Below are 22,080 nucleotides of genomic sequence, written 5' to 3'. Positions count from 1 at the left end.
TAACATTCAATACAGGGAGACCATTTTGATTATGGCTTGGTTATATTGTATATCAAATATAAATATTTGAAGAAACTGATTTCGAAAATTATGTGAATTAAAAAACTAGGGTGTTTATATTAAATTTCGTTTACTACCAACTTCTTCTTACTTAAATAGACTGCACGGTCTGATTTTTTAGCAACTTCCTGTGAGTGCGTCACAACAATAATACATTTATTTTCTTTATGTGCAAGTTCTTGAAACAGTTCTATTATATCCATTGCCGTTTCTTCGTCGAGGTTTCCTGTCGGCTCATCCGCAATCAGTAAATCAACATTACAAGATAACGCTCGAGCGATTGCAACACGCTGCTGTTGCCCGCCACTTAGTTGCAGAACATTTCGTTTCGCTTCTACTTCTGTAAGTCCTACTTTCTCTAATAATTCTAACGCCCTTGCCGTTTTATTTTGCACTTTAACACCTGTAATTTCCATTGCTGTTAAGACATTTTGAAGAGCAGTCATATAGGTAATCAAATTATAAGATTGGAAAATTACCGATACATTTTGATTACGGTACCGATCCAAACCAATTTTCCGAATATCCTTTCCATTAAATAGTACATAACCATTTTTAGGTATATCTAGCCCACAACCTAAGCTAAGAGTAGTGGTTTTACCAGATCCGGATGGTCCTAGAATCGTGTAGAAATGTCCTTTTTGAAAAGAAAAGTTAACATTTTCTAGTATCACTACTTTTTTTCCGTTACTTTCATAATAATAATCTAAGTTTTTAAATTGTAAAATCGTCTCCATATCGAGCCTCCTTATTCATCTTTTAAAAGAATTTGTTTTGGATTCAAGCGTAGAATAGATAATGCTGGCAGAAGCGTTGCTAATATAGCAATAGCTAGTCCAATCCCCCCCATTTTCCCTACATCTTCTCCAGTTACACTTACATTAATTTTATCAATTGGATCCTCTTTTTGTTTTTGTACAGTTCCACCAGGTCCAGCTACCATTACAGTTCCATTTTGTGGGGTGTTTGTTTCTTCTCCTGCTGTAGCAATTTCACTCGAAAGTAAATTATTCCCTATGAATTGAGAAATTTTTGCTCCTGTTGTTATGGATAATCCAAATGCTAAAATAGCGATACATACTACTTCTACTACGAACTGCGCCATCAGTTTCCACTTTTTCTCTCCAATGGACAATAGAATCCCCATTTCCTTACGACGTGCTTTAATCGATAACATAATGATTAACCCTAAAATAATCGCACCTGCAATTGATACAATATAAATAATCATTTGAGAAGTAGATGAGATATTTTCGATAGGCCCAATCATTTGTTTGTACAACGAATCATGTGCATCTAATTTATAATAATTAAAATCAATATCAGATTTTTTTGCTTCTTCTTTAAATGCTTCAATGTTTTGTGGATCTTTCAAGAAATACACGACTTGAATGCTACTTATACCTTGATCTATTTCTAATTTTTTCATAGTTGAATGCGGCATATAAAGTTTATTAGCTGGATCCATTATAGGAGGGGCCTGTTGACCCATTGCTTGCTCATTCGTTTCGTAAATGCCGATAATTTCAACCTCGAGGGTTTCCTTCTTATCCCCTGATTGCACTTTAACTTTGTCTCCTACTTTCAAATTGTTTAATTCCGCTAATCGTTTTTCCATTAAAGCTACATTCTGATCTTTCATCTGTTCTGTAATTGGTTTCCCATCAATGATTTTACTTTTTCCATTCTTAAAGCTTTCTTGTAATGCAGTTTTGCGAACTCCCTCAATCATAAAAGAAGAATTCATATCTATTTCTGTACCGGAGCCTGAACCGCCTCGTACAGCCGCCATTCCCACCTTACCTTTTCCTTCTTCTTCTCCTTCTGAAGCTCCTACTAGTTTAAGTCCGTCAGAAATTCCGAGAGTGCTAGTTATGTAATTATAGTCTTTTACATACTTTGACTTCGCTAATTGATCTGCTTCTTTTGTATTAAGCTTCGGTGGATTAGGCATCTCTCCAGTTTCCCTAGCTTGTTGACCTAATTTGTCAAAATCAAGACTTAAAGTAACATCTGCACCGAGTTTTTTTCTTGCTGCATCAGCAGCTTTTTTTGATGCATTTTGGATTGTGAATCCTGCCAACACTAAATTTGTAACAATTAGGAAAACTGCCATCAAAATTAATGATGTTCCTACTCTTTTTTTCATACTGAGAATTGCTCGTTTCATAAAGTTCATTTTTTCTTACCTCCTTGATAACTTGTATTCTATATAGGTTATCTAGAGTCTATATGGAGCTAATCGGTAGTTTATCTAGAGATATAAGGAGTTTATGTGTAGTTATTCATTGACCTGGTCAAGAAAGACCAGAACACATATTCAAAAACGTAATCGTTTTGAATATTGGCAAGGAAGTTATGGCTTTAGATAGCATTGAATGAGAGCATACAAATCCATGCTTATTTCGTAATTTCTATACAACAAATAAAAACCACCCTATTTGGATGGTTATATGTGTGCTTGTTAAATATGAAACTTCATTAAAGAATATGGAGGTTTATTGAAGTTGGTCGGATTCTCTAATAATAATATTGTGTTAAAAAGCCTAACTTATAATTTTATAAGTTAGGCTTTTATGCTATCTATAAGAAAAAGTTATAGAGACTCATAATATTTTATAATTTAACCTTTTGTATTTAAACAAGTAAAATAAAAGCAACAAGTGCATACATTAAGGAGGTTTTTTGATAGTGACAGAAACTATAACATTTAGGATTGCAACGGCAGATGATTTAGATGAAATTGTAAAAATACTTGCTGATGATGTTTTAGGAAATAAAAGAGAGCGCTATGAAACACCACTCCCTGATAGTTATATAAGAGCATTTCATGCTATTGATTGTGATCCAAATAACGAGTTGATTGTAGCGTGTGATGGGACGGAGATTGTCGGTATTCAACAAATTACATTTACGCCTTACATTGTACGTCAAGGGGGTTGGAGAGCTACAATTGAGGGTGTACGGACAGCCTCATCAAAACGTGGTAAAGGTATAGGAAGTAAACTTATTAAATGGGCTATTCAACGTGCTAAATTACGGGGATGTCATTTAGTACAGTTAACAACAGATAAAGAACGACAAGAAGCTTTACACTTTTATAAGAAATTAGGTTTTAAAGATTCTCATGAAGGATTAAAACTCTTTCTCTAATGAATATAGCTATTTATATACCAAAAAGACGTATATTGTAAGGTTAATTAACTATAGGCTTCGAAAATTATGGTAACTATCACTGTATTAAATATACAAATTGACACCTTGTCTTTCATATAAATTACGTCACTTCAAAAGGTGTACTTTTTGATACGAAAATAAGCAAGTTAATGTTCTCTTTTATGAATGAGAATATTAACTTGCTTTTTAGGTTTTTGTAAAAGATATTTATAGTTTTATTTTATTGATAGCTTTATAATATAATATACAAATTCCCCACCTGTTTTATAATTCAAGCATCTACTATTAGGAAAAGAGAATATTTTACAATTAATTTACAGCATAAATTTTGTCCATCTTTTAGACGATATGTATTTTGGAGGAGGTTAATTTGATTTTTTCAAAACTCATTGATCGATACGCCTTGTATGATTTGCACAAAAAAAGAAGTGTAAAGTTTCAGTATACTTCTCTTTCTAACACCTCACTATATATAAAGGACATAGAATTTTTTTATAAAGTAAAACCATCTCATATTCATTTTAACATTAAGCATTTAAAACAAGAAAAGGAATACATGGTTGGACAATTCAAATATAAAAGCTCGGTTCAATCTGGTGATTCACGCAACGATTCTGCCACTGGAGAATTATTTTTACATAAAAATGAAGATGCACCTCATGTTATCTTTGTTCACGGTTGGAGAATGGATTCTAACGAACGTGTAAAAAAAATATTCCACGACCATATGACCAACTTGAAGTGGAATATGTATTATTTCACTTTACCATATCATTTTGACAGAAAACCGAACCAATCCCTATACAGTGGAGAGTACATGGTAAGTGCCAATGTTGAACGAACTGTAGAAGCGACTAGACAAGCGGTAGCTGATTTACGAACTTTGATCAAATGGATTAAAGAAAATAAAAATGGTCCCTTGATTTTAATAGGAATCAGTTTAGGTGGAGTTATTACTAACTTAACATCTCTTGTTGAACCAGAAATTGATATGTTAGCATCCATTTTCTACGCGAATCGACTCTCTTATTCAATTTGGAAGACAAATCCAGGTAAATTTATTAGAGAAGACTTGGAACATCATGGTGTTACGTATGATGATTTAATAGCTTATTGGAAAATCACTGAACCGAGTCAAGCATTACCAAAAGTAAAAAAAGAAAATATTTTATTAATTTCAGGCAAGCATGATCTTTATGTGCATTCTGAGGATACGGACTATTTGTGGGAATCCTGGGAAAGACCTACGCGATATATTTATACATGTGGGCATGCCGGGATTGTTCTTAAACGTAAAAAAATTGCAACTGATACTATCAATTTTATTCAGAATCGATTGAACTCCTCACACTTCCCCAAAGACATGCCTTAAAGTGAGGGATTACTAAGTATAGAATCTTATACTTGTAATCTTTCATTTTATACCAAGTTCATTTCATATGGAAAAGGGTTACTCATCATTTTCATCAGGGGCTTATTTTTATAAAAAGAAATTATTGTTGTTTACCCTTTATATGCAATATTACATATAAAAATCTTTAATTGTTCTGTTATAATTTTAAGAGTAAATTATTCATCCATTAATTTACACCATCCATATCTACAGTTATGGAAACCCTAATTACATATAAAAAAGAGAAGAACCTTGGTGAGTTCTTCTCTTTTTTATATTTTTTTAAGATTACTATCCAAAGTAATTATTGCAATTACTTTAAGCTGGCTTTTGAATTATAAATTCTCATTTTCATACTTCTTCATGAGTCTAGATAAGAAAAAAGAATCTACTCCTTTTCTAGCCAAATAAAAGGAATTTTTTTAAACAGTTATTTTAATTTGTACTGTTCTCCTATATTAATGCCTGCCCATGAGTATTTCCCTGAATTATATATTAAGGAATGAAAATGTATTAATTCTTTCCGAGTATGAATTCGAATAGGTATCACTTGCAATATGTCATTAAAATAAAAAGGATTATCACTTGGTTTAATTAGAAGACTAAGTATACATACATACAACGACATGAAAACACTTTGCTCCTAAATCCACTACTTGTATTATTGGTTGCGTGAAACTCCTTGTTGAGAAAGGCTTTAATTTCCGAATATTCTGTTGACTGTTATCGCATATCTAATTTACAATTCAATTGTGATATTTTTTCACAATTAAACTACTTAGAATACACTTCATTTATTCGAAAACAATTACAAATAGAGGTGCTAAAATGAAAACAAGAGTAAATCCAGAGTTATTACAAGGGTTAGAGATGTTTCCAAATCTCGATTTACACCCGGAAAGCTTGCAATCAATCAGAGAAGGAATAGCTCAAATGAGACCACCTACCGTTGTTGATGAATCCCTTTCGTTAACAGATGAAGTCATTGTTGGACCTGATGATAATCCGTTACCATTAAGAATTTATCGTCCAAAATCAAATAATGAACCTTTACCTGTCTTATTATGGATACATGGTGGTGGTTATATCTTAGGGTCTATAGATGATAACGATGATACTTGTATGAGGTTTGCAAAAGAAGCTGGCTGTGTGGTCGTGTCTGTAGACTACCGCTTAGCACCTGAACACCCTTACCCAGCACCAATTGAGGATTGTTATTCAGCTTTAAAATGGATTGCTGATAATGCGAAGTCATTAAACATTGATTCGAATCGAATTGGGGTTGCAGGAGTAAGCGCTGGAGGTGGACTAACAGCAGCATTATCATTATTAGCCCGAGATCGAAAATATCCTTCAATTTGTTTACAGATGCCACTCTATCCAATGATTGATGACCGAAATAATACACCTTCAGCGAATGAAATTAAAGAAGGATTTGTTTGGAATCAAAAGGCAAATGAAGCTGGTTGGAAAATGTATTTAGGAGAAATGTATGGAACAGATCAAATCCCTGTCTATGCAGCGCCTTCTCGAGCAGAGGATTATAGTGATTTACCATATACTTACACATTTGTTGGTCAATTAGATCCATTCCGCAGTGAAACATTAACCTATGTAAGCAAACTAGCGCAAGCTGGTGTTGATGTCGAGTTTCATTTATATCCAAATGCCTATCACTGGTTTGAAGGGTTAAATCCAAATGCCGATGTATCTATTTACGCTGTAAACGAAATGGTACAAGCAGTAAAGACTGGTTTCAAAAGAGTCTCTAAGGTTGAGGCTTAATCCCTTTACAAGAAAAACACTCGTAAATAGTATAATAGCCGATTCTCATTTAGAATCGGCTATTAATATGTAAAATTCACCTAATATATCAAGGTTGAGAAACAGATATAAGATGTTTAGGCGATGTGTTTATTTCCTCTGCCAACGCCTTAATGCTCATCATGATTTGAAGTATTTCTTCTAATGTTGTCCTCGGGTTGATAGAGCAAAGTCGAATTACTACTTTTTCTTTTAATTTAGTCGTACTTAGCATAGCAAATCCTCTTTGATTAATTTCTTCCACCAGTTTTTTGTTTATTTCATGAATTGTTTCTGTAGACGTTCGCTTACAAGGAATATAACGAAAAGTAACAATTCCTAATTGGGCAGGTGTTACTACTTCCCAATCTTTTTCTTTCCTTAAAAACTCTTCAACTTGTTCAGCCAACATAATGCCATGATCTATTGCCTCACGAAAAGCTGTGACTCCAAATGCTTTAAAAGAAAGCCATACCTTTAATGCCCTAAATCTACGAGAAAGTTCAATTCCACGCTCCCCAAAATTCACTTTTTCTTCTATATTAGTTTCCGTATCCTTAATATACTCTGGGATCATACGGAACGTTTTACTTAAATATTGGCTATTGCGAATGAGTACACAACCAACATCATAAGGCTGAAAAAGCCATTTATGCGGGTCTAACGTCAAAGAATCAGCACGATGAATTCCTCTTAACACCTCCCTTCCTTTTTCACTGAGAATTGCTGCAGCCCCATAAGCACCATCCGCGTGTAGCCATACATCTTCATCACCACATAGATCAGCCAATTCATCGAGGGAGTCCACCGCTCCGCAATTCGTTGTCCCTGCATTAGCAATAACACAAAATGGTTTTTTCCCTTTTAATCGATCTTCTTTTATTTGCTTTCTTAAAGTACTAACTGAAATTCTTAAATCTTCATCTGTTTCAATTCGGCAAATTTGATGATGTTTAAAACCTAATACTTTAAGTGCTCGATCTACAGAAAAATGAGTTTGGTTAGAAAAATACACAACCGCATTTTCTATGTCATTATTCAGCTTGACCTGTCTCGCTACAGTAAGTGCAGTCAAATTAGCCATGGAACCGCCACTGACAAATAGCCCTTCAGCTGAATCAGGGAATCCTAGCATTGATTTTAACCAGTTGATTGTCGTTAATTCAATTTGTTCAGCACCTGCACCTACTATCCAAGCCGTAGGAAATACATTAAACCCACTTGCTAAAAAATCTGCTATTACACCAACATAATTATTAGGACCTGGCACAAAAGCCATAAAATGAGGATGATCCACATGAGTAATTTGATTAAACACATTGTTATTAAGAAAATGAAGTAACTCTTTTGGATTGGATCCGTTTTCTGGAATCGTTTCAATTAGCTTGTCTCTAAAAATATTACTATCAATCGTTTCCGAAACTGGTTTACTTTTCAAATGATTCATATGATCAACAATCAAGTCCACCGCTTGATATCCTAACTGACGCATCTCTTCGGCTGATAACTGCAAGTTTTTTGTCATTTGGTTTACTCCTACTCTATTTAAAAAGGCGAGTTCTTGCTCGCCTTTTCATTTTTTATAATTTGTAATCACCGATTGCCTGTATTGGATTTTGAAGAATCATGTTGATTAACTGATGGATGTGATTCAATATTTCCTGTATTTTCTCCGCTTCATATACGGTTTGATCATATCCAAACTTTATTGTAAGTTTCTCTTCAGGGAAGCACATAATTCCATACTTTACATGAGGCTCATCAACAACTTCGTAATCTGTGATGGCAAAATTTCTGTTTTCATTTGAAGAAAAGATAGCTGAGTTAGTCGGATAGTTTTCAAAAACCCAAAGATGGTCAGTCAACTCAGTTTTTAATTCACTTTGTTTTTGTATATCAACAAATGAATAGTATGCATACTCATTACATTTCAATGTTTCTAGTTGTACTTTTTGCAGGAAGTCCACAAAAGATTGCGTTTCTGTCCATGCTAGTCGGATAGGCAAAACATTTGTGAACAGACCGAACATATTTTCAATCCCTTCTACTTCGGGGGGTCTGACTGATACTAGATTAGGTAATACTACTTCTCTCCTTCCGTTGTATTTGCCAAGCAATATTCCCCATACAGCTAGTAATGCCGAATTCATAGTTATATTGTTTTTAGTTACAAATGTCTGTAACTGATTAGTCAAATCCTTATCTAATGTTAAATCCATAAATGTAAAATTTAACCCTTCACTTTGAGTTGGTACTTTCTTTTTAGGAATACTAATTTTCCGATTGTATCCTGATAAATAATCCCGCCAAAAATGACGTGCTTTCTCATGATCTCGTGCTACAGTCCAATCTATGAATGTCTCAAAAGGTTTCACCATAGGTAACTCTGCCGTAGTTCCCGCATTTATTGTTTCATAGAGCTGGAATAATTCGTCTATCAAAATGCTGACGCTCCAACCATCACATAATAGATGATGGGAACTCCAAACCACCTTATGCTCGTTATTTTCTAGTTGGAATATACAGAGACGGGTCATGAGTTCATCATTTTTGAATCCTTGACTTAAATTTTCATTCATCCACTGGTCTAGGAATTCTTGCTGTTCTTGTTTCGTCATCTCAATCAAGTTTTTTATCTCTGAAATCATTTGAACATCATGTAGAACAGCTTGCCAAGGTTGTGCTTGTTCATCTTGCACAATTATCGTTCTTAAAGAATCATGACGATCAACTAATTGTTGGAAACACTGAATAAAGAGATTAATATCCAGCTCCCCCTCAAGTGCCCAAATTGTTTGTTCGAAATATGCATTTGTATCAGGTTCAGTCGCAGCATGTTCATAAATAACTTCCTGGAAAGGTGCCAATGGGTAAATACGTTCTATTTTTATTTTTGGCATTTTTTCTTGTATTTTGATAAGTGTATGTTGATTAAGTTGTTTATCTTTAACATTTAGTAATGTAACTTTATTATCGTTCATTTTGTTTACATCACTTGTTTGCGAATTTGGAAGATGATCAAGCTTTTTAACAAATTGAACCATGTCTCCTAATATAGGAAATGAAAATAAATTTTTTGGCTCCAGCTCAAATCCTTGTCTATACAGTCTGACGGAAACTTGAATCGCTTTTATCGAATCTCCACCTAAGGCAAAGAAATGATCATTTACTCCAATCCGATTTACTTTGAGTACTTCTTGCCAAACACTAGTTAATATTTTTTCCATTTCCGTTTTTGGAGCAATAAATACTTCATTTGTTTGTTTCTCCGGAGTAGGGAGCGCTTTTCTATCTAATTTCCCGTTTGGAGTCAAGGGCAATTGTTCCAAATAAACAAAATAAGAAGGAATCATGTAATCTGGCAAGTGATCTCGCAAATGCTTTCGAAGTTCTGTTGTGCTAATATTTTTCTCAGTTACCACATATGCGACTAAAAATTTTATACCATACTCATCTGTCTGATCAATCACTACTGCATGTTCGACTTGTTTGTAAGTGAGAAGACAATGGGCGATTTCTTCTAACTCTACTCGATATCCTTGAATTTTGACTTGATAATCTTGGCGGCCTAAAAATTCAATATATCCCTCAGGATGCATTTTTCCACAGTCTCCTGTCTTGTAAATAAGACCAAAATCAGGATGTGATACAAATGCTTCATTTGTTTTCTGTTCATCATTTAAATATCCTTTAGCAAGGCCCACTCCCCCGATATATAAATCTCCAATTACACCAACAGGGCACATTTTCTTTTCATAGTTCAACACATAATACGTTTGGTTTGCCAAAGGTATCCCGTATGGAATACTCTTCCAATGCGATTCCACCTGTTTGACCGGATAATAAATTGACCAAATCGATGCTTCTGTTGCTCCTCCGAGTGAAACTACTTCCGCAATCGGAAAATGTCGTTTTATTTTTTCTGGTAAAGAAAGTGGAATCCAATCTCCACTATGTAAAACTAAACGCAAGGAAGAATGTTCAAAATGAGAACCTACTTGATCTAATACCAAATCCATAATTGCAGGTACTGTATTCCAAATTGTAATTCCTCTACGTTCGACAGTACGGATTAATTCTTGCATGTCTCTTGGGTCACGAATCATTACCAACATTGCACCTGTGCTTAACGTTCCGAAAATATCGTATACAGATAAGTCAAAACACATAGAAGAAATACCAATAATACGATCATCTTCATTTACCTGATATTTTTGATTAATATCTTGAATGGTATTTGCAACCGCTTGGTGAGTAATAATTACTCCTTTCGGTTTCCCTGTACTTCCTGAAGTGTAGATAATATAGGCAAGATCTTCCGGACCAGCAATAGCAGGCATATCTTCTGTTGTGTATAATGACAAGTGGTTTTCTGCATAAAGACTAGGTTCTAATAAAAGTTTGCATGAGCTATTTTCTAAAATATATGTTTGGCGATCTGAAGGATGGTCGGGATCAATCGGAACATAAGCGGCACCTGCTTTTAAAATACCTATCATATTAGCAATTGTGTCAACTCGTCTTTGTGCTAAAAGACCAACCTTGTCACCTAGACCAATTCCTTGTTCTTTTAAAAAGTGCGCAACTTGATTGGAGCGCTTATGAAGCTCCGAGTATGTTAAGTAGTCTTGTTCAAAAACTACTGCTACTTCATCCGGTGTACGTTTTACTTGGTCTGTAAATAATTGATATAAAGTAGTCGACGGTATTTTTTCTGTTGTCTCATTGTATTGCTCAATTAAAGCGTGGTCTAACTCTTTCATCTGCAAAGATGTTACGTCACTTTGTTTCACTAATTGTTCCAATAAGTCAACAAATTGGTGAAACATCGCTTCTATCACATCAACATCAAACAATTCTTCAACATAGTTCCAGCTAATTAATAACTCTCCATTTTTTTCAATTACCACATTATCCAAATACACTTGTGGAGTCCGAGCATGAATATGGCGAAGTGAACCAAGTTGTTCCCAAGCAAAAGCCCCCGCACCTGCTAGCATCGAGGTGAAAACAATTGGCATAACTGCTTTTGGCGTCATTTGATGATATCGAGTAAAATCTCGAATGAAATTAACTCCATCGTAATGGCGATGTTCGAGACCATCTAATAAAGTAGATTGCGTTTCTTTTACTCTAGTAAAGAAAGATTGATCTGGATTCACATCAACATCCAACAAGATGAGTGAAGTGAAATCTCCCACAATTTGCTCTACTTCTTCATGAACAGGATAACGGTTAAATACAGTCAAATTAATTGCCAATCGACGTTGATTACTCCAATATGCCAATACATCACCATATATTGTACAAAGCAGAGCCGAAGGAGTTACTTCTTTCTCTTGTGTTAACTTTCGTAGCTTTGTCCATATTTCATTGTCCAGGATCTTATTAAGTGATTGAAACTTAGGAGTAGCAATCTCTGCTGGATCCTTTTTTAACAGCAAAGAAGGCGCAAACGGAAAGTCAGGAAGCTTACTTGTCCAATAATCTTTTGCTGTTTTATATTCTGTACTTTGTTCCAGTTCATCATAGATAAACATGTAATCTTGAAAATCAAAAGATAGAGGTTCTAACCTTTGCTCTGGTTTATAATAATAATGAAACAAATCCTGTCCAACGATGTTCATGCTTGCTCCGTCCATTAATAAAGCATCGTATCGAAAACATAATAAATACGTGTCTTCTTTTAAAAGAAAGGCTTTTAATTCAAACAAAGGCCATTGCCCTAAAGGAAATACATGATTAGTCATTCGAGAACGTTCTTCTTGTAAGCGAGCATTTTGATTCCTATCATCTAAATCTATGAGACTTACTATTTCAATCTCGTAATCAGGAACGCTTTGTAATATTTGCTGTTCTCCCTCTGGTAAAATTACAGCTCGTAACATCGGATGACGTTGAATTACCTTTTGAAAACTTTTTGAAAGACGATTGATATTCAATTCTGTTTCATATTCAAAATAAGTTTGAGGTGAAATACCACTTAATTCAAACTGTGAATTCCGTCCTAACATGTACGCTGTCTGAACCTCTGTTAAGGGAAATGGCTTAGACAAATCTTTAACATGGGTTGGTCTATTTTCAAAGTTTTCCGTTTTATGCTCTAACTTTACACAAGTACTAAGTTGAGCAATCGTGGGATGCTTAAAAAAATCTGTTGTACTTATTTTTAAGCAGTCTTTTCTTAATAAATTAATTACCTGAAGTGCTTTAATCGATTCTCCTTTTAAAGCAAAAAAATTATCATGAATACCGATTCCCTCAAGCTCCATAACTTTTTCCCATGCATGCACCAATTTTTGTTCAATTTCATTGCGCGGGGCAACGTATGGAATTGATACATAATCTGTTTGTGTTATATCTAATAACCTTTTCCTATCTACTTTCCCATTTGGATTCAACGGAATCTCTTCCACCTGAATCATTTTTTCAGGAATCATAAACTCAGGTAATTTATCACTTAAATATTTTCTGATTTCATCAAAAGAGACCTTATTATCCGATACATAGTACGCAGCTAATAATTTCCTATTTCCATATACTTGATCAACAACGATAGCTTGGTTTATTTCTGTATATTCCCTTAACTGGCTTTCGATCTCTCTTAATTCAATCCGATATCCCCGAATTTTTACTTGATGATCCATTCGACCTAGATATTCAAGTTCTCCATTAGGCAACCAACGAACGAGATCACCCGTATGATACATCATTTCTCCTGCCGTAAAGGGACTCGGTACAAACTTTTCATCTGTCAGTTTAGATTTCCCAAGATACCCTCGTGCTACCGCCACGCCACCAATGCAGAGTTCACCCGGAATTCCAAATGGTTTTAATTGACCATACTTATTCAATATATAGGAATGATAATTCGGGTTGGGACTTCCAATCGTAACTTCTTTGGCAGAGCTCAAATCCTTTACTGTTGCACAAATGGTTGTTTCTGTAGGACCATAAATATTTAAAATTGTCGCTTCACTGATGCATCGAATTTTTTCAACCAAATCAATGGAAAATGCTTCTCCCGCTAACAAAATAGATTTTAAATCTTTTAGAAAATTTGCCCCTTCTGGATCACTCAAAATCACTTCCATTCGCGATGGCGTTGATTCCCATAAATCCACCTTATGTTCTTTGACCAAATAAGCTAATTCTTTTGTTGCGAACTGATCCTCTGTAGCAATAACTACTTTCGAACCTTGTGTTAAAGGCAGACATATTTCTAACAAGGAGATATCAAAAGATACACTAGCAAGAAACAAGAATGACTGATTATCTTTCACTTTTTCTCTCATTACACTTAAAAAATGGACAAGAGATTTCTGTTCTACCATTACCCCTTTTGGATTCCCTGTCGATCCCGATGTGTAAATAACATAAGCTAAATCATTAGGATAACTTTCTCGAACTAAATTACTTTCCTCACCTTGGAAGAGATATTCCTCATCAAGATACAGCACTTCACCCGCAAATTGCGGCAATTCTACTTCTGTTCGCTTGCTCAGTAAACATTTCGCTTGACTATCTTGTAACATATATTCAATTCGTTCATTTGGATAGTTAGGATCGATTGGTAAATACGCTGCTCCTGCTTTTAAAATCCCCACCATGCCAATGATCATTTCCAATGACCGATCTACCATAACCCCAATAATACTTTCTTTGGAAACACCTTTACTTTGAAGAATAGAGGCCAATTGATTTGCTTTCTTATTCAATTCTCTATATGTCAAAGATTGATCATTACAAACAACAGCAATTTGATCTGGGGTTTTTAACACTTGTTCCTCAAACAAATTTTGAAATGATTGAGACAATTCTATGTCCACCTGACCTTGATTCAATTCTTCTAGCAACTCTTTCTCTTCTTCTGAAATGATACAAATATCTTTCACAGCCAAATTCGAATTTGTTGACACTTGCTTTAAAACATAAAGATATGAATTTGCAAACTGTTGCAAAGAAGAGAATGAATGAGACTTGAAAGAAATTTGAACTTCAAATTCATTATGTATTTCATTCCATTTTCTTTGTATCCAGATGGCTAAATTATTCTCTGCATATTCTTCTATCGAATTTTTATTATGTAATCCTTCCATCCCAATAACAATTTGAAAAGGAGTTAAATGGTGTTTCGCTAATAATTCAGAGAGTGGATAACTCTGATTGTCATACCCGAATAAAGTCGTTTGTTCAATCTGATTTACTACTTGTTTAAAGCTGTGATGCGGATGGATTTCACTTCCTAAAGGAATCAACTTATTAAGATTCTCGCTTTGTTCAATATTCTTTTCAATTACAGGAATACCAATAGTAATCTTTTCTTGATCTGTATAGTGTGCCAAACAAATCCTTAACGCGGCCTGTAACCAGCTAAATAATAATAAATCTTGAGACTTAATTACTTTTTGTATACTTTTACTAAACTCTACATTCATTATGACTTGAACGTGCTCGCAAGGATTTTCTTTATTTAGTTGGTAATCGCTATTAAATACAGAAAAATCGAGAACCTCGGAAGATAACTGCTCCTTCCAAAAAGCCTCTACCCCTTTATTTTCATGAATCGAACTTCGATCTTTAATGTGCATTTTTATCTTTATCCCCCTAATATTCATTTCATCTATTCGTTAATTTTCAAGCCAACTTCAAGCCCATGGAGAAATACTTGATGGTTATCCAAACATAAAAATTGCTGAATCTCTTCAAATTTCATATGACCAACTGAACAAACGCCTAAATTCAATGTCTCAGCCACCATATTTAAGGTAGCAGTGATAATACCAGACTCAATACAAGCAAATAAATATCCATCTGAACCGTATTTCGGGATGGAAGCGTTCGCATTATAAACCAAATAAACTGAAAAGGCAGACTGAGTAAATAAATCTTGGTTAATTGACTCATGATCACTTTTGATTACTTGATCAATATTATTTACAATAACAAGACAGTTTTTTGATGGGTTATAATAATAAAACCCAGCTTTCATACCTTCTATACGTTTTGGTTTTATATAAATAAAGATATCAATAGGGTAGAGTCCGCCTGCACTTGCGTAATGATAGTATATATTTTCTTTCCTAACCTGTTTTAGAGTTGATATGAATTGGGAAAATTCTAAAAAACTAATATGTTTTTTCATATCAAATTGGCGACAAGACCTACGTTCCTTGATTATAGTGGGTAACTCATTTGTTGTTTCAAGTTGAATTTCGGTTGACCGCACAGCATGGTGTGTTCGATTCAATTGTTCACTCATATACTTATCTAAATCTTCTTTAGAAAAGCGAATCTGGTTGCTATATGGATTCGGAAAAATCTTTTCTTGTGTGGAAAATACTTCTCTTGGGGGTAATATGTTACTTACTAACACACGATTTTTTATCATAAGCTCTATTGTTTTTTGTGTCTCTTCTACATTTCCTAACGAAAAGTGCTCTACTAGTTCACTAATTTTCACACCTTTTTGAGTCAAAAAATAAAACTCAGGAAACCATTCAGACAGAACGCCTGCAAATCTTGTTTCTCCTATCAAAATTTCATTATGCAACTTCTCCCAATGCTTAATAGGAGACCAGTAATAAATTTGCTCGCTCATATAACCCTCCATAAATGTTTTACTTATTTTCAAAATACAATTTTCTAATCTACAAAAATAATCTTTAGATTCTGCCCCTTGTCTCATAGTGATTATAAATACATGTACTTCAACGAAGCTTGAGAATAATAAAATAACTTTTTCTTCATTAAATTTTTTTATTTCATCATAAAAAATGATTTTTTATTAGACATTTCACATCCTTTCCCATAGTAATCCTATAAGGTATAAACCATTTAGAACATTAAGAATTTTCATGCATTTCCAATGTGAAATTATTGTAATGGATTGGAAAGCAGATGGAAATAGTTATTAAACAAAATAATATTGAGAAAGTTTTATTTGTTATAGCGATAAAATTTTCTAATGAGATTTATTACAAATAGATTAAGAAAAGAATTTGAAATTTTTCTTTAGAAGTTAGTGTAAAAATGCACATACTATTACATACAAGTGAGTTACTAACATATCGTATTTAAAATAGAGAAAAGACACCATTTAAGGTGTCTTTTCTCTATTTTAATTCCATATACTTTTGCATCTTTGCTATTTTTTAAACGATTTGTAGAAATTAATACAACTCGAACATCTAGCCCGTTAGATGTTCGAATATATAATAAAAATTATATAAATTAAGAATGTGCTTCAGATAATTTTATAAATAAATACAAAGATATCTTCTCCTCCTACTGTAACAATAGCAATAATCTCTTGTCTATTTTCGTTATTAAATTGTAATATAATTACAGTATGTGAAATTATATTACTTTAACTTTAAAAGCGAAGTGAAAACAACCTTCACTTCGCTTTTTTCATTTGCAATCCCTATTCAATTTGCTTAATTCAGTATATACTTTCACATTATTTGCTTTTATTTAATCGGTTTCTCTGTTTTTAAAACTAGTGAACTTAATGCAGGAACTTTAATTTTATTGTCATGGACAACGTAAAGTGTTTTACTTCCTGCCTGATTCTCGTTTACTAGCACTTTCCATGGACCTTTCGATGGAAGTGTTATGTCAACGGCTTCCCTATTTGCATTGTGAGCCACCATAAAGTATTCGCTTTTATTCCCACTTCCCTTTCCATCTATTGTATAAGCTACAACATTTTTGGGAACATCGATAAAAGCTACATACTTTTTAATTTGCTCTGCAGAAGTCATACGAAAAGCTGGGTATTTTTTGCGTAAATCTATTAAGCCCTTCATATACTCTAATTCATTATTAAATGCTGCACGGCGTAACCAATCCATCTGGTTAATAGAATCAGGAGATTTGTAACTATTATGATCACCATATTTTGTGCGCATAAACTCTTGTCCTGCATGTAAGAATGGAATACCTTGTGATGTTAATAAAATCGAAGAAGACAATTTGTGCATTTGTTTTCGCACTTCTTCGCTTTCACCTGGATTAGTCAACTCAAGTTTATCCCATAATGTATGATTGTCATGTGCTTCCACATAAGTTAGCACCTGCTCTGGATCTTGATAAGTAGACGAATTTGTATCATAGTCAATACCGGCTGTAATGCCTTTTTTAATACGGTCTTCCATGTTTTGCTTTCCATTTACAAAACCATTTTCTTTCTCCTCAAATACACTACCTTTCAATCCATCACGAATATTATCGTTAAAATGAGCAATCCCTTTCATTTTCTCCGCATTTTTTTGATTTGCTTTCAATTCAGCTGCAAGAGGTGTATTTAAATCCCAGCCTTCTCCATGCAGAATAATAGAAGGATCAATTTGATTAACAGCTTTACGTATCTCATTCATCGTTTCATAATCATGAATACCCATTAAATCAAAACGGAACCCATCTAAATTGTATTCTTTTGCCCAGTATGTGACGGAATCTACCATAAATTTTCTCATCATCTTTCGTTCTGAAGCGGTATCATTCCCTACTCCAGTTCCATTTGCTAATGTTCCGTCTTCATTGTAACGATAATAGTAACCTGGAACTAACTTATGAAAATTTGATTCAGCGGCATTATACATATGGTTATATACTACGTCCATCACAACACGAAGATTATTATCATGCAATGTTTGAATCATTTGCTTTAATTCAGTTATTCGAACAGTTGGCTCATAAGGATTTGTAGAATAGGAGCCCTCTGGGACGTTGAAATTTTTCGGGTCATATCCCCAGTTATATTGTGGTTCATTTAAATTCTCTTCATTTACTGAAGCATAATCAAATATCGGTAAAAACTGAACGTGAGTAACACCAAGATCTTTCATATGATCAAGTCCTGTTTTTAAACCTTCAGGCCCTTTTGTTCCTTTTTCTGTTACACCTAAATATTTTCCTTTTTGCTTAATACCACTTTCAGGTTGAATGGAAAGATCGCGTACATGCAATTCATAAATAATAGCATCTTCCGGATTTTTAAATTTCGGTTTTTTGTTTACTTTCCATTTTTTCGGATTTGTTTCTTCTAAATCAACAACTGCACCTTTATCTCCATTTACAGAAGCAGCACGCACATACGGATCAACCGCTTCAGTCCACTTATCCCCAATTTTCACCTTATACGTATAAAAGAGACCTTTTTGGTTCCCTTTAAGTTCTGCTTTCCAAGTTCCCTTTTCACCTTGTTGCATGTTTATTTCAGTACCTATTTTATCGCTCCATTTTTTATATGTAACTAACTTCGCTTCACTCGCAGTAGGAGCCCATAAACGGAACTTTGTATGTTGCGGAGTATATATATTCCCTAAATCATTACCACCATAATAAAATAAATTATCAAATTCCTCGCTACGAATAACTTTACCGATTTCAGTATTCGCATCAGCTAAGTTTGCTATTTTAACTTTGTATGTTTGTTTTAAATCAATTTTCTGTTCCGTAATTATTTTAACCTTATTAGTAATATCTCCACTATTTTTATCATAAGGACTAATTCCCTTAATTTTAACGCCTTCAATTTCAATTTTCTGTTCCTTAATATTAAACGGAATATTAGTATTTATAGTGATTTCATTAAAACTATCCATAGTAGCTTTTTGAATAGAGAGATCAGAAGAAGGCTTAGAATCATATACTTTTTCATCACCCGAAAGGATCCATACTTCAGCACGACCATCCCTTATATTTTCAACCCAGTGATCACCTCCATCTTTTTCCCATTCATTGGTACGAACTATAAATCCTACACGATTATAGTCACCATCTATTTTTATCTTAGCGTATTTTCCAAATTCATCTTCACCAGTAAATTCATAAGATTTACCATTTGCATTTTCTCCCCATACCCAAAGATTCCAGTCTTTTGTATTTCCAGATTTCTCTTTGTAATGAATGATAACTTCAGTTGTTTTCGAATTTGAAACTGCCTTCACACTCTGAAAAGAGAAAACAGATGATAACATAACGATTATGGTAAGTAATAAAAACGATTTGTTAATTAATTTTTTTGTAATTTGCACCCCATACACCCTTTCTTTATATAGTACGAGCTATTTATTATGCTCATACTAAATTACACTGCTTAAATTAATGTAGAAATCCCTTTTACTTCACCCCCATATTGACTATTTTCACGTATGTATTTCAATGATCTTTTAATACGAAAACGTTTGCATTAATGCTTAAAAAAATAGATTTTTTTCGCCTTCATATAGTTGTAAATACTAAAAGATCAAGGAAATCATTTTAAAGCAATCGTTTGTTATCGCTTTCATTTTATAGCACTTACTATTAAGAGGTCAATATATTATTAATTTTCTGTTTTTATATCCTTGAAATCTTATATATTTGTCGTAACTTATTGAAGATAGATGCCTGATTATTGCTTAGTAATTTTATTTTCACTAATACATTGCTACGTAAAAAATCAGCTAATATCCTTAAAATGACATTAGCTGATTTTCATAATGTATTAATATATGAATGGAAACTATATTTCTAACTTACTTAATTTTTGCTGCATCAAATGCTTTTTGCACTGCTTGAACTTCAGCTGTATTCGCCCCATATTTATTAGTTGCCACTCGAATACATGCTGATTTTAATTCTTTGAAATTAGATGTCATGTTTAACTCATCTGTATTTGCATAATAGAAAATATCAAACATTTTATCTTCACCAATTCCTTTAACAGTTACTCCGTTATGAGTTCCGCCTTTTGCAATGAGATACGCAACTTTATTAATAATACTTGAATTAAAATGAACGCCACCTTGATCCCATCCATTAAAATCGTTAAATTCACTGTAATCATCTGGATAAGGTACTCCAAGTGAAGATGGAACAGAAGCTGGGTTTTCCATATCACGGAAAACAGATCCAGTTTGTTCTCCCATTGTCCAGTTAAAGCTTCCATTATTTACGTATTTCTCAATAGAGGTTCCCATAATATCAGATAGCGCTTCATTAATCGCACCAGATTCACCGTAATATTCAAGATTAGATTCGCTAGAAGTAACAGCATGTGTAAATTCATGTCCAGCTACGTCATATGCCTTGACAATAGGATCACCATATACAAGCATACTTCCATTATTAGCACTTAATGCATTTTGCCAATTTTTCGGATCGTTCGTATCTTCAGAATCCCAAGCATGTACAACTGAAACTACCTTTTGTCCCTTATTATCAAAACTATTACGCTTGTATTTATCTTTATAAAAATCAAATACCTTTGTTGCTAAGTAATGAGCACTTACTGCTTTTGGATCGTTAAATGTTGTTGAAGTGCTAGTTGCTAGTGTACCAGGATAATAGCTTTCTTCTTTAGTAATATCTCTGTAATTCACATCATATGTTTCAATTCCTTGCCCTCTTGTATAATCAGCAAGTGCATATTTGCCATTACTTTGTTTAGAAATACCAAATGAACGAGATATACCTAAATCATCTTTTCCTGTTCCAGTTAATGATGTAAGACTACTTTTTTTACTTTCCTTTAAAGCTCCAACTAGTTTTTCACTTGCTTTTAAGTTAGATTCTTGTACCATATTTTTTAACATATCACCATTTTGTGCATTTACTAAATAAGTTCCGGAAACATAGTTTGGTGTTGCCGCTTCAAAGGTAACTTGGTATGCATTGCTAGCTTGTCCATTATTTTCATCAACAAAAATAACTTCCTTAACTTCTGGCTCAGAAATAAACTTGATATCGTTCCCGTACTTCGTATAAATATATTGTTTCGCTCCATCTTTTGATAGATTAATAGGCTTTTTCAATTCTTCTTGTTTTAAATTTTGCGCGCTATCGCCTGAAACACTTTTAATAACACCCTTATTATCTACGTGTGCAGTTAATTGATGGCCATATACTTCTTTTCCTTCGTATGTTTGCTGCATACGCACAAGTGTTGTTCCATCATACGAACCACGTTTTTGAAGAACTTTATAATCTACTCCTGTTTCTCCATTGACTTGATTTGGAGAAAGAGCTTGTTCAGCTTTCTCCTTAAGAGCATCTTTTACTACATTTTCTGGTGCTTTTTGTGACGGTTGTGTAAGTTCACCTGAACGGAATGAGTCCTCCTGAATTTGAACTTGAAGTTGATCTGTTTCCTCTGCATGACCTATTCCGTATGGTGCCACAGCTGTTAAAGCTAATCCTGTTGTTAATGCTACTTTAGTTAATGTCTTTGTGTTTTTCATTTTTTCACCTCGTATAATTTTTGAAATAGAAAGCTTGTACAAAGTATACTGTCTATTTATGTCGAAAAAAAGAGAAAATACAAAATTTATGTAATATTATGCAAAATTACATATATGTGGTCGATAAAATAAAAAATGAGCCCTTTTAGGTGCTCATCCAATTGGTTAGTCGCTAATTATCTATATTCATTCTAATCAAAGTACACTTATATCTTATTAACAACATAAAAAACCACTCTTTACTATTTTAAGAATTGTAGTCAAATACTTTAGTGAGGCAACGCATATACAAGTTAGATTTTTCAATGTAATTTTGTTATTTAGTCTATAGCTGCATGGATTGTAACGTTTTGAGACTGCTGAAGTCTTATATGAGTTTCAGGCTTTTTTATCTTGTCAAAAATATCTTTCAAAGAT

The 22,080-nt window shown here is 33.7% G+C and carries 10 protein-coding genes; 3 read left to right on the top strand and 7 right to left on the bottom strand.

What is annotated here, in order from left to right:
- Positions 1-119: 119 nt before the first annotated feature.
- Together NSQ08_RS11425 and NSQ08_RS11420 are read right to left on the bottom strand one after the other, a co-directional pair.
- Positions 120-797, bottom strand: a complete 678-nt coding sequence (locus tag NSQ08_RS11425; RefSeq protein WP_002189713.1) for an ABC transporter ATP-binding protein — start codon at positions 795-797, stop codon at positions 120-122.
- 11 nt (positions 798-808) lie between these two features.
- Positions 809-2,239, bottom strand: a complete 1,431-nt coding sequence (locus NSQ08_RS11420; protein WP_340774789.1) for an ABC transporter permease — start codon at positions 2,237-2,239, stop codon at positions 809-811.
- A 512-nt stretch (positions 2,240-2,751) separates the two neighbouring features.
- Here NSQ08_RS11420 and NSQ08_RS11415 point away from each other — a divergent pair.
- The 3 genes from NSQ08_RS11415 to NSQ08_RS11405 all read left to right on the top strand — a co-directional run bounded on the left by NSQ08_RS11415 (position 2,752) and on the right by NSQ08_RS11405 (position 6,415).
- Complete coding sequence (locus NSQ08_RS11415; RefSeq protein ID WP_078422562.1) at positions 2,752-3,213, top strand: GNAT family N-acetyltransferase; 462 nt, start codon at positions 2,752-2,754, stop codon at positions 3,211-3,213.
- Between the two features lie 394 nt (positions 3,214-3,607).
- On the top strand, positions 3,608-4,609 hold the full coding sequence (locus tag NSQ08_RS11410) for an alpha/beta hydrolase (RefSeq protein WP_326997813.1): 1,002 nt from the start codon (positions 3,608-3,610) through the stop codon (positions 4,607-4,609).
- 849 nt (positions 4,610-5,458) lie between these two features.
- Positions 5,459-6,415, top strand: a complete 957-nt coding sequence (locus tag NSQ08_RS11405) for an alpha/beta hydrolase (protein WP_326997814.1) — start codon at positions 5,459-5,461, stop codon at positions 6,413-6,415.
- Positions 6,416-6,503: 88 nt separating this feature from the next.
- Here the strand turns inward: NSQ08_RS11405 and NSQ08_RS11400 are convergent, their stop codons facing one another.
- From NSQ08_RS11400 to NSQ08_RS11380, 5 genes are all read right to left on the bottom strand, one after another.
- Positions 6,504-7,958, bottom strand: a complete 1,455-nt coding sequence (locus NSQ08_RS11400) for a pyridoxal phosphate-dependent decarboxylase family protein (RefSeq protein ID WP_002127563.1) — start codon at positions 7,956-7,958, stop codon at positions 6,504-6,506.
- A 55-nt stretch (positions 7,959-8,013) separates the two neighbouring features.
- The gene (locus tag NSQ08_RS11395) at positions 8,014-15,024 is read right to left on the bottom strand and encodes an amino acid adenylation domain-containing protein (RefSeq protein ID WP_340774778.1); all 7,011 of its coding nucleotides are present in this window, start codon (positions 15,022-15,024) and stop codon (positions 8,014-8,016) included.
- Between the two features lie 32 nt (positions 15,025-15,056).
- Positions 15,057-16,034, bottom strand: coding sequence for a SagB/ThcOx family dehydrogenase (locus tag NSQ08_RS11390; protein ID WP_060751149.1), 978 nt, complete (start codon positions 16,032-16,034; stop codon positions 15,057-15,059).
- 871 nt (positions 16,035-16,905) lie between these two features.
- Positions 16,906-19,476, bottom strand: coding sequence for a type I pullulanase (gene pulA / locus NSQ08_RS11385; RefSeq protein ID WP_340774773.1), 2,571 nt, complete (start codon positions 19,474-19,476; stop codon positions 16,906-16,908).
- 483 nt (positions 19,477-19,959) lie between these two features.
- Positions 19,960-21,663, bottom strand: coding sequence for a M4 family metallopeptidase (locus tag NSQ08_RS11380; protein ID WP_033709145.1), 1,704 nt, complete (start codon positions 21,661-21,663; stop codon positions 19,960-19,962).
- Positions 21,664-22,080 lie beyond the last annotated feature (417 nt).

The sequence above is a fragment of the Bacillus sp. FSL E2-8887 genome, assembly GCF_038007205.1.
In the GTDB taxonomy this organism is placed as follows: Bacteria; Bacillota; Bacilli; order Bacillales; family Bacillaceae_G; genus Bacillus_A; species Bacillus_A mycoides.
This window is presented reverse-complemented; position numbering and strand designations above follow the sequence as displayed.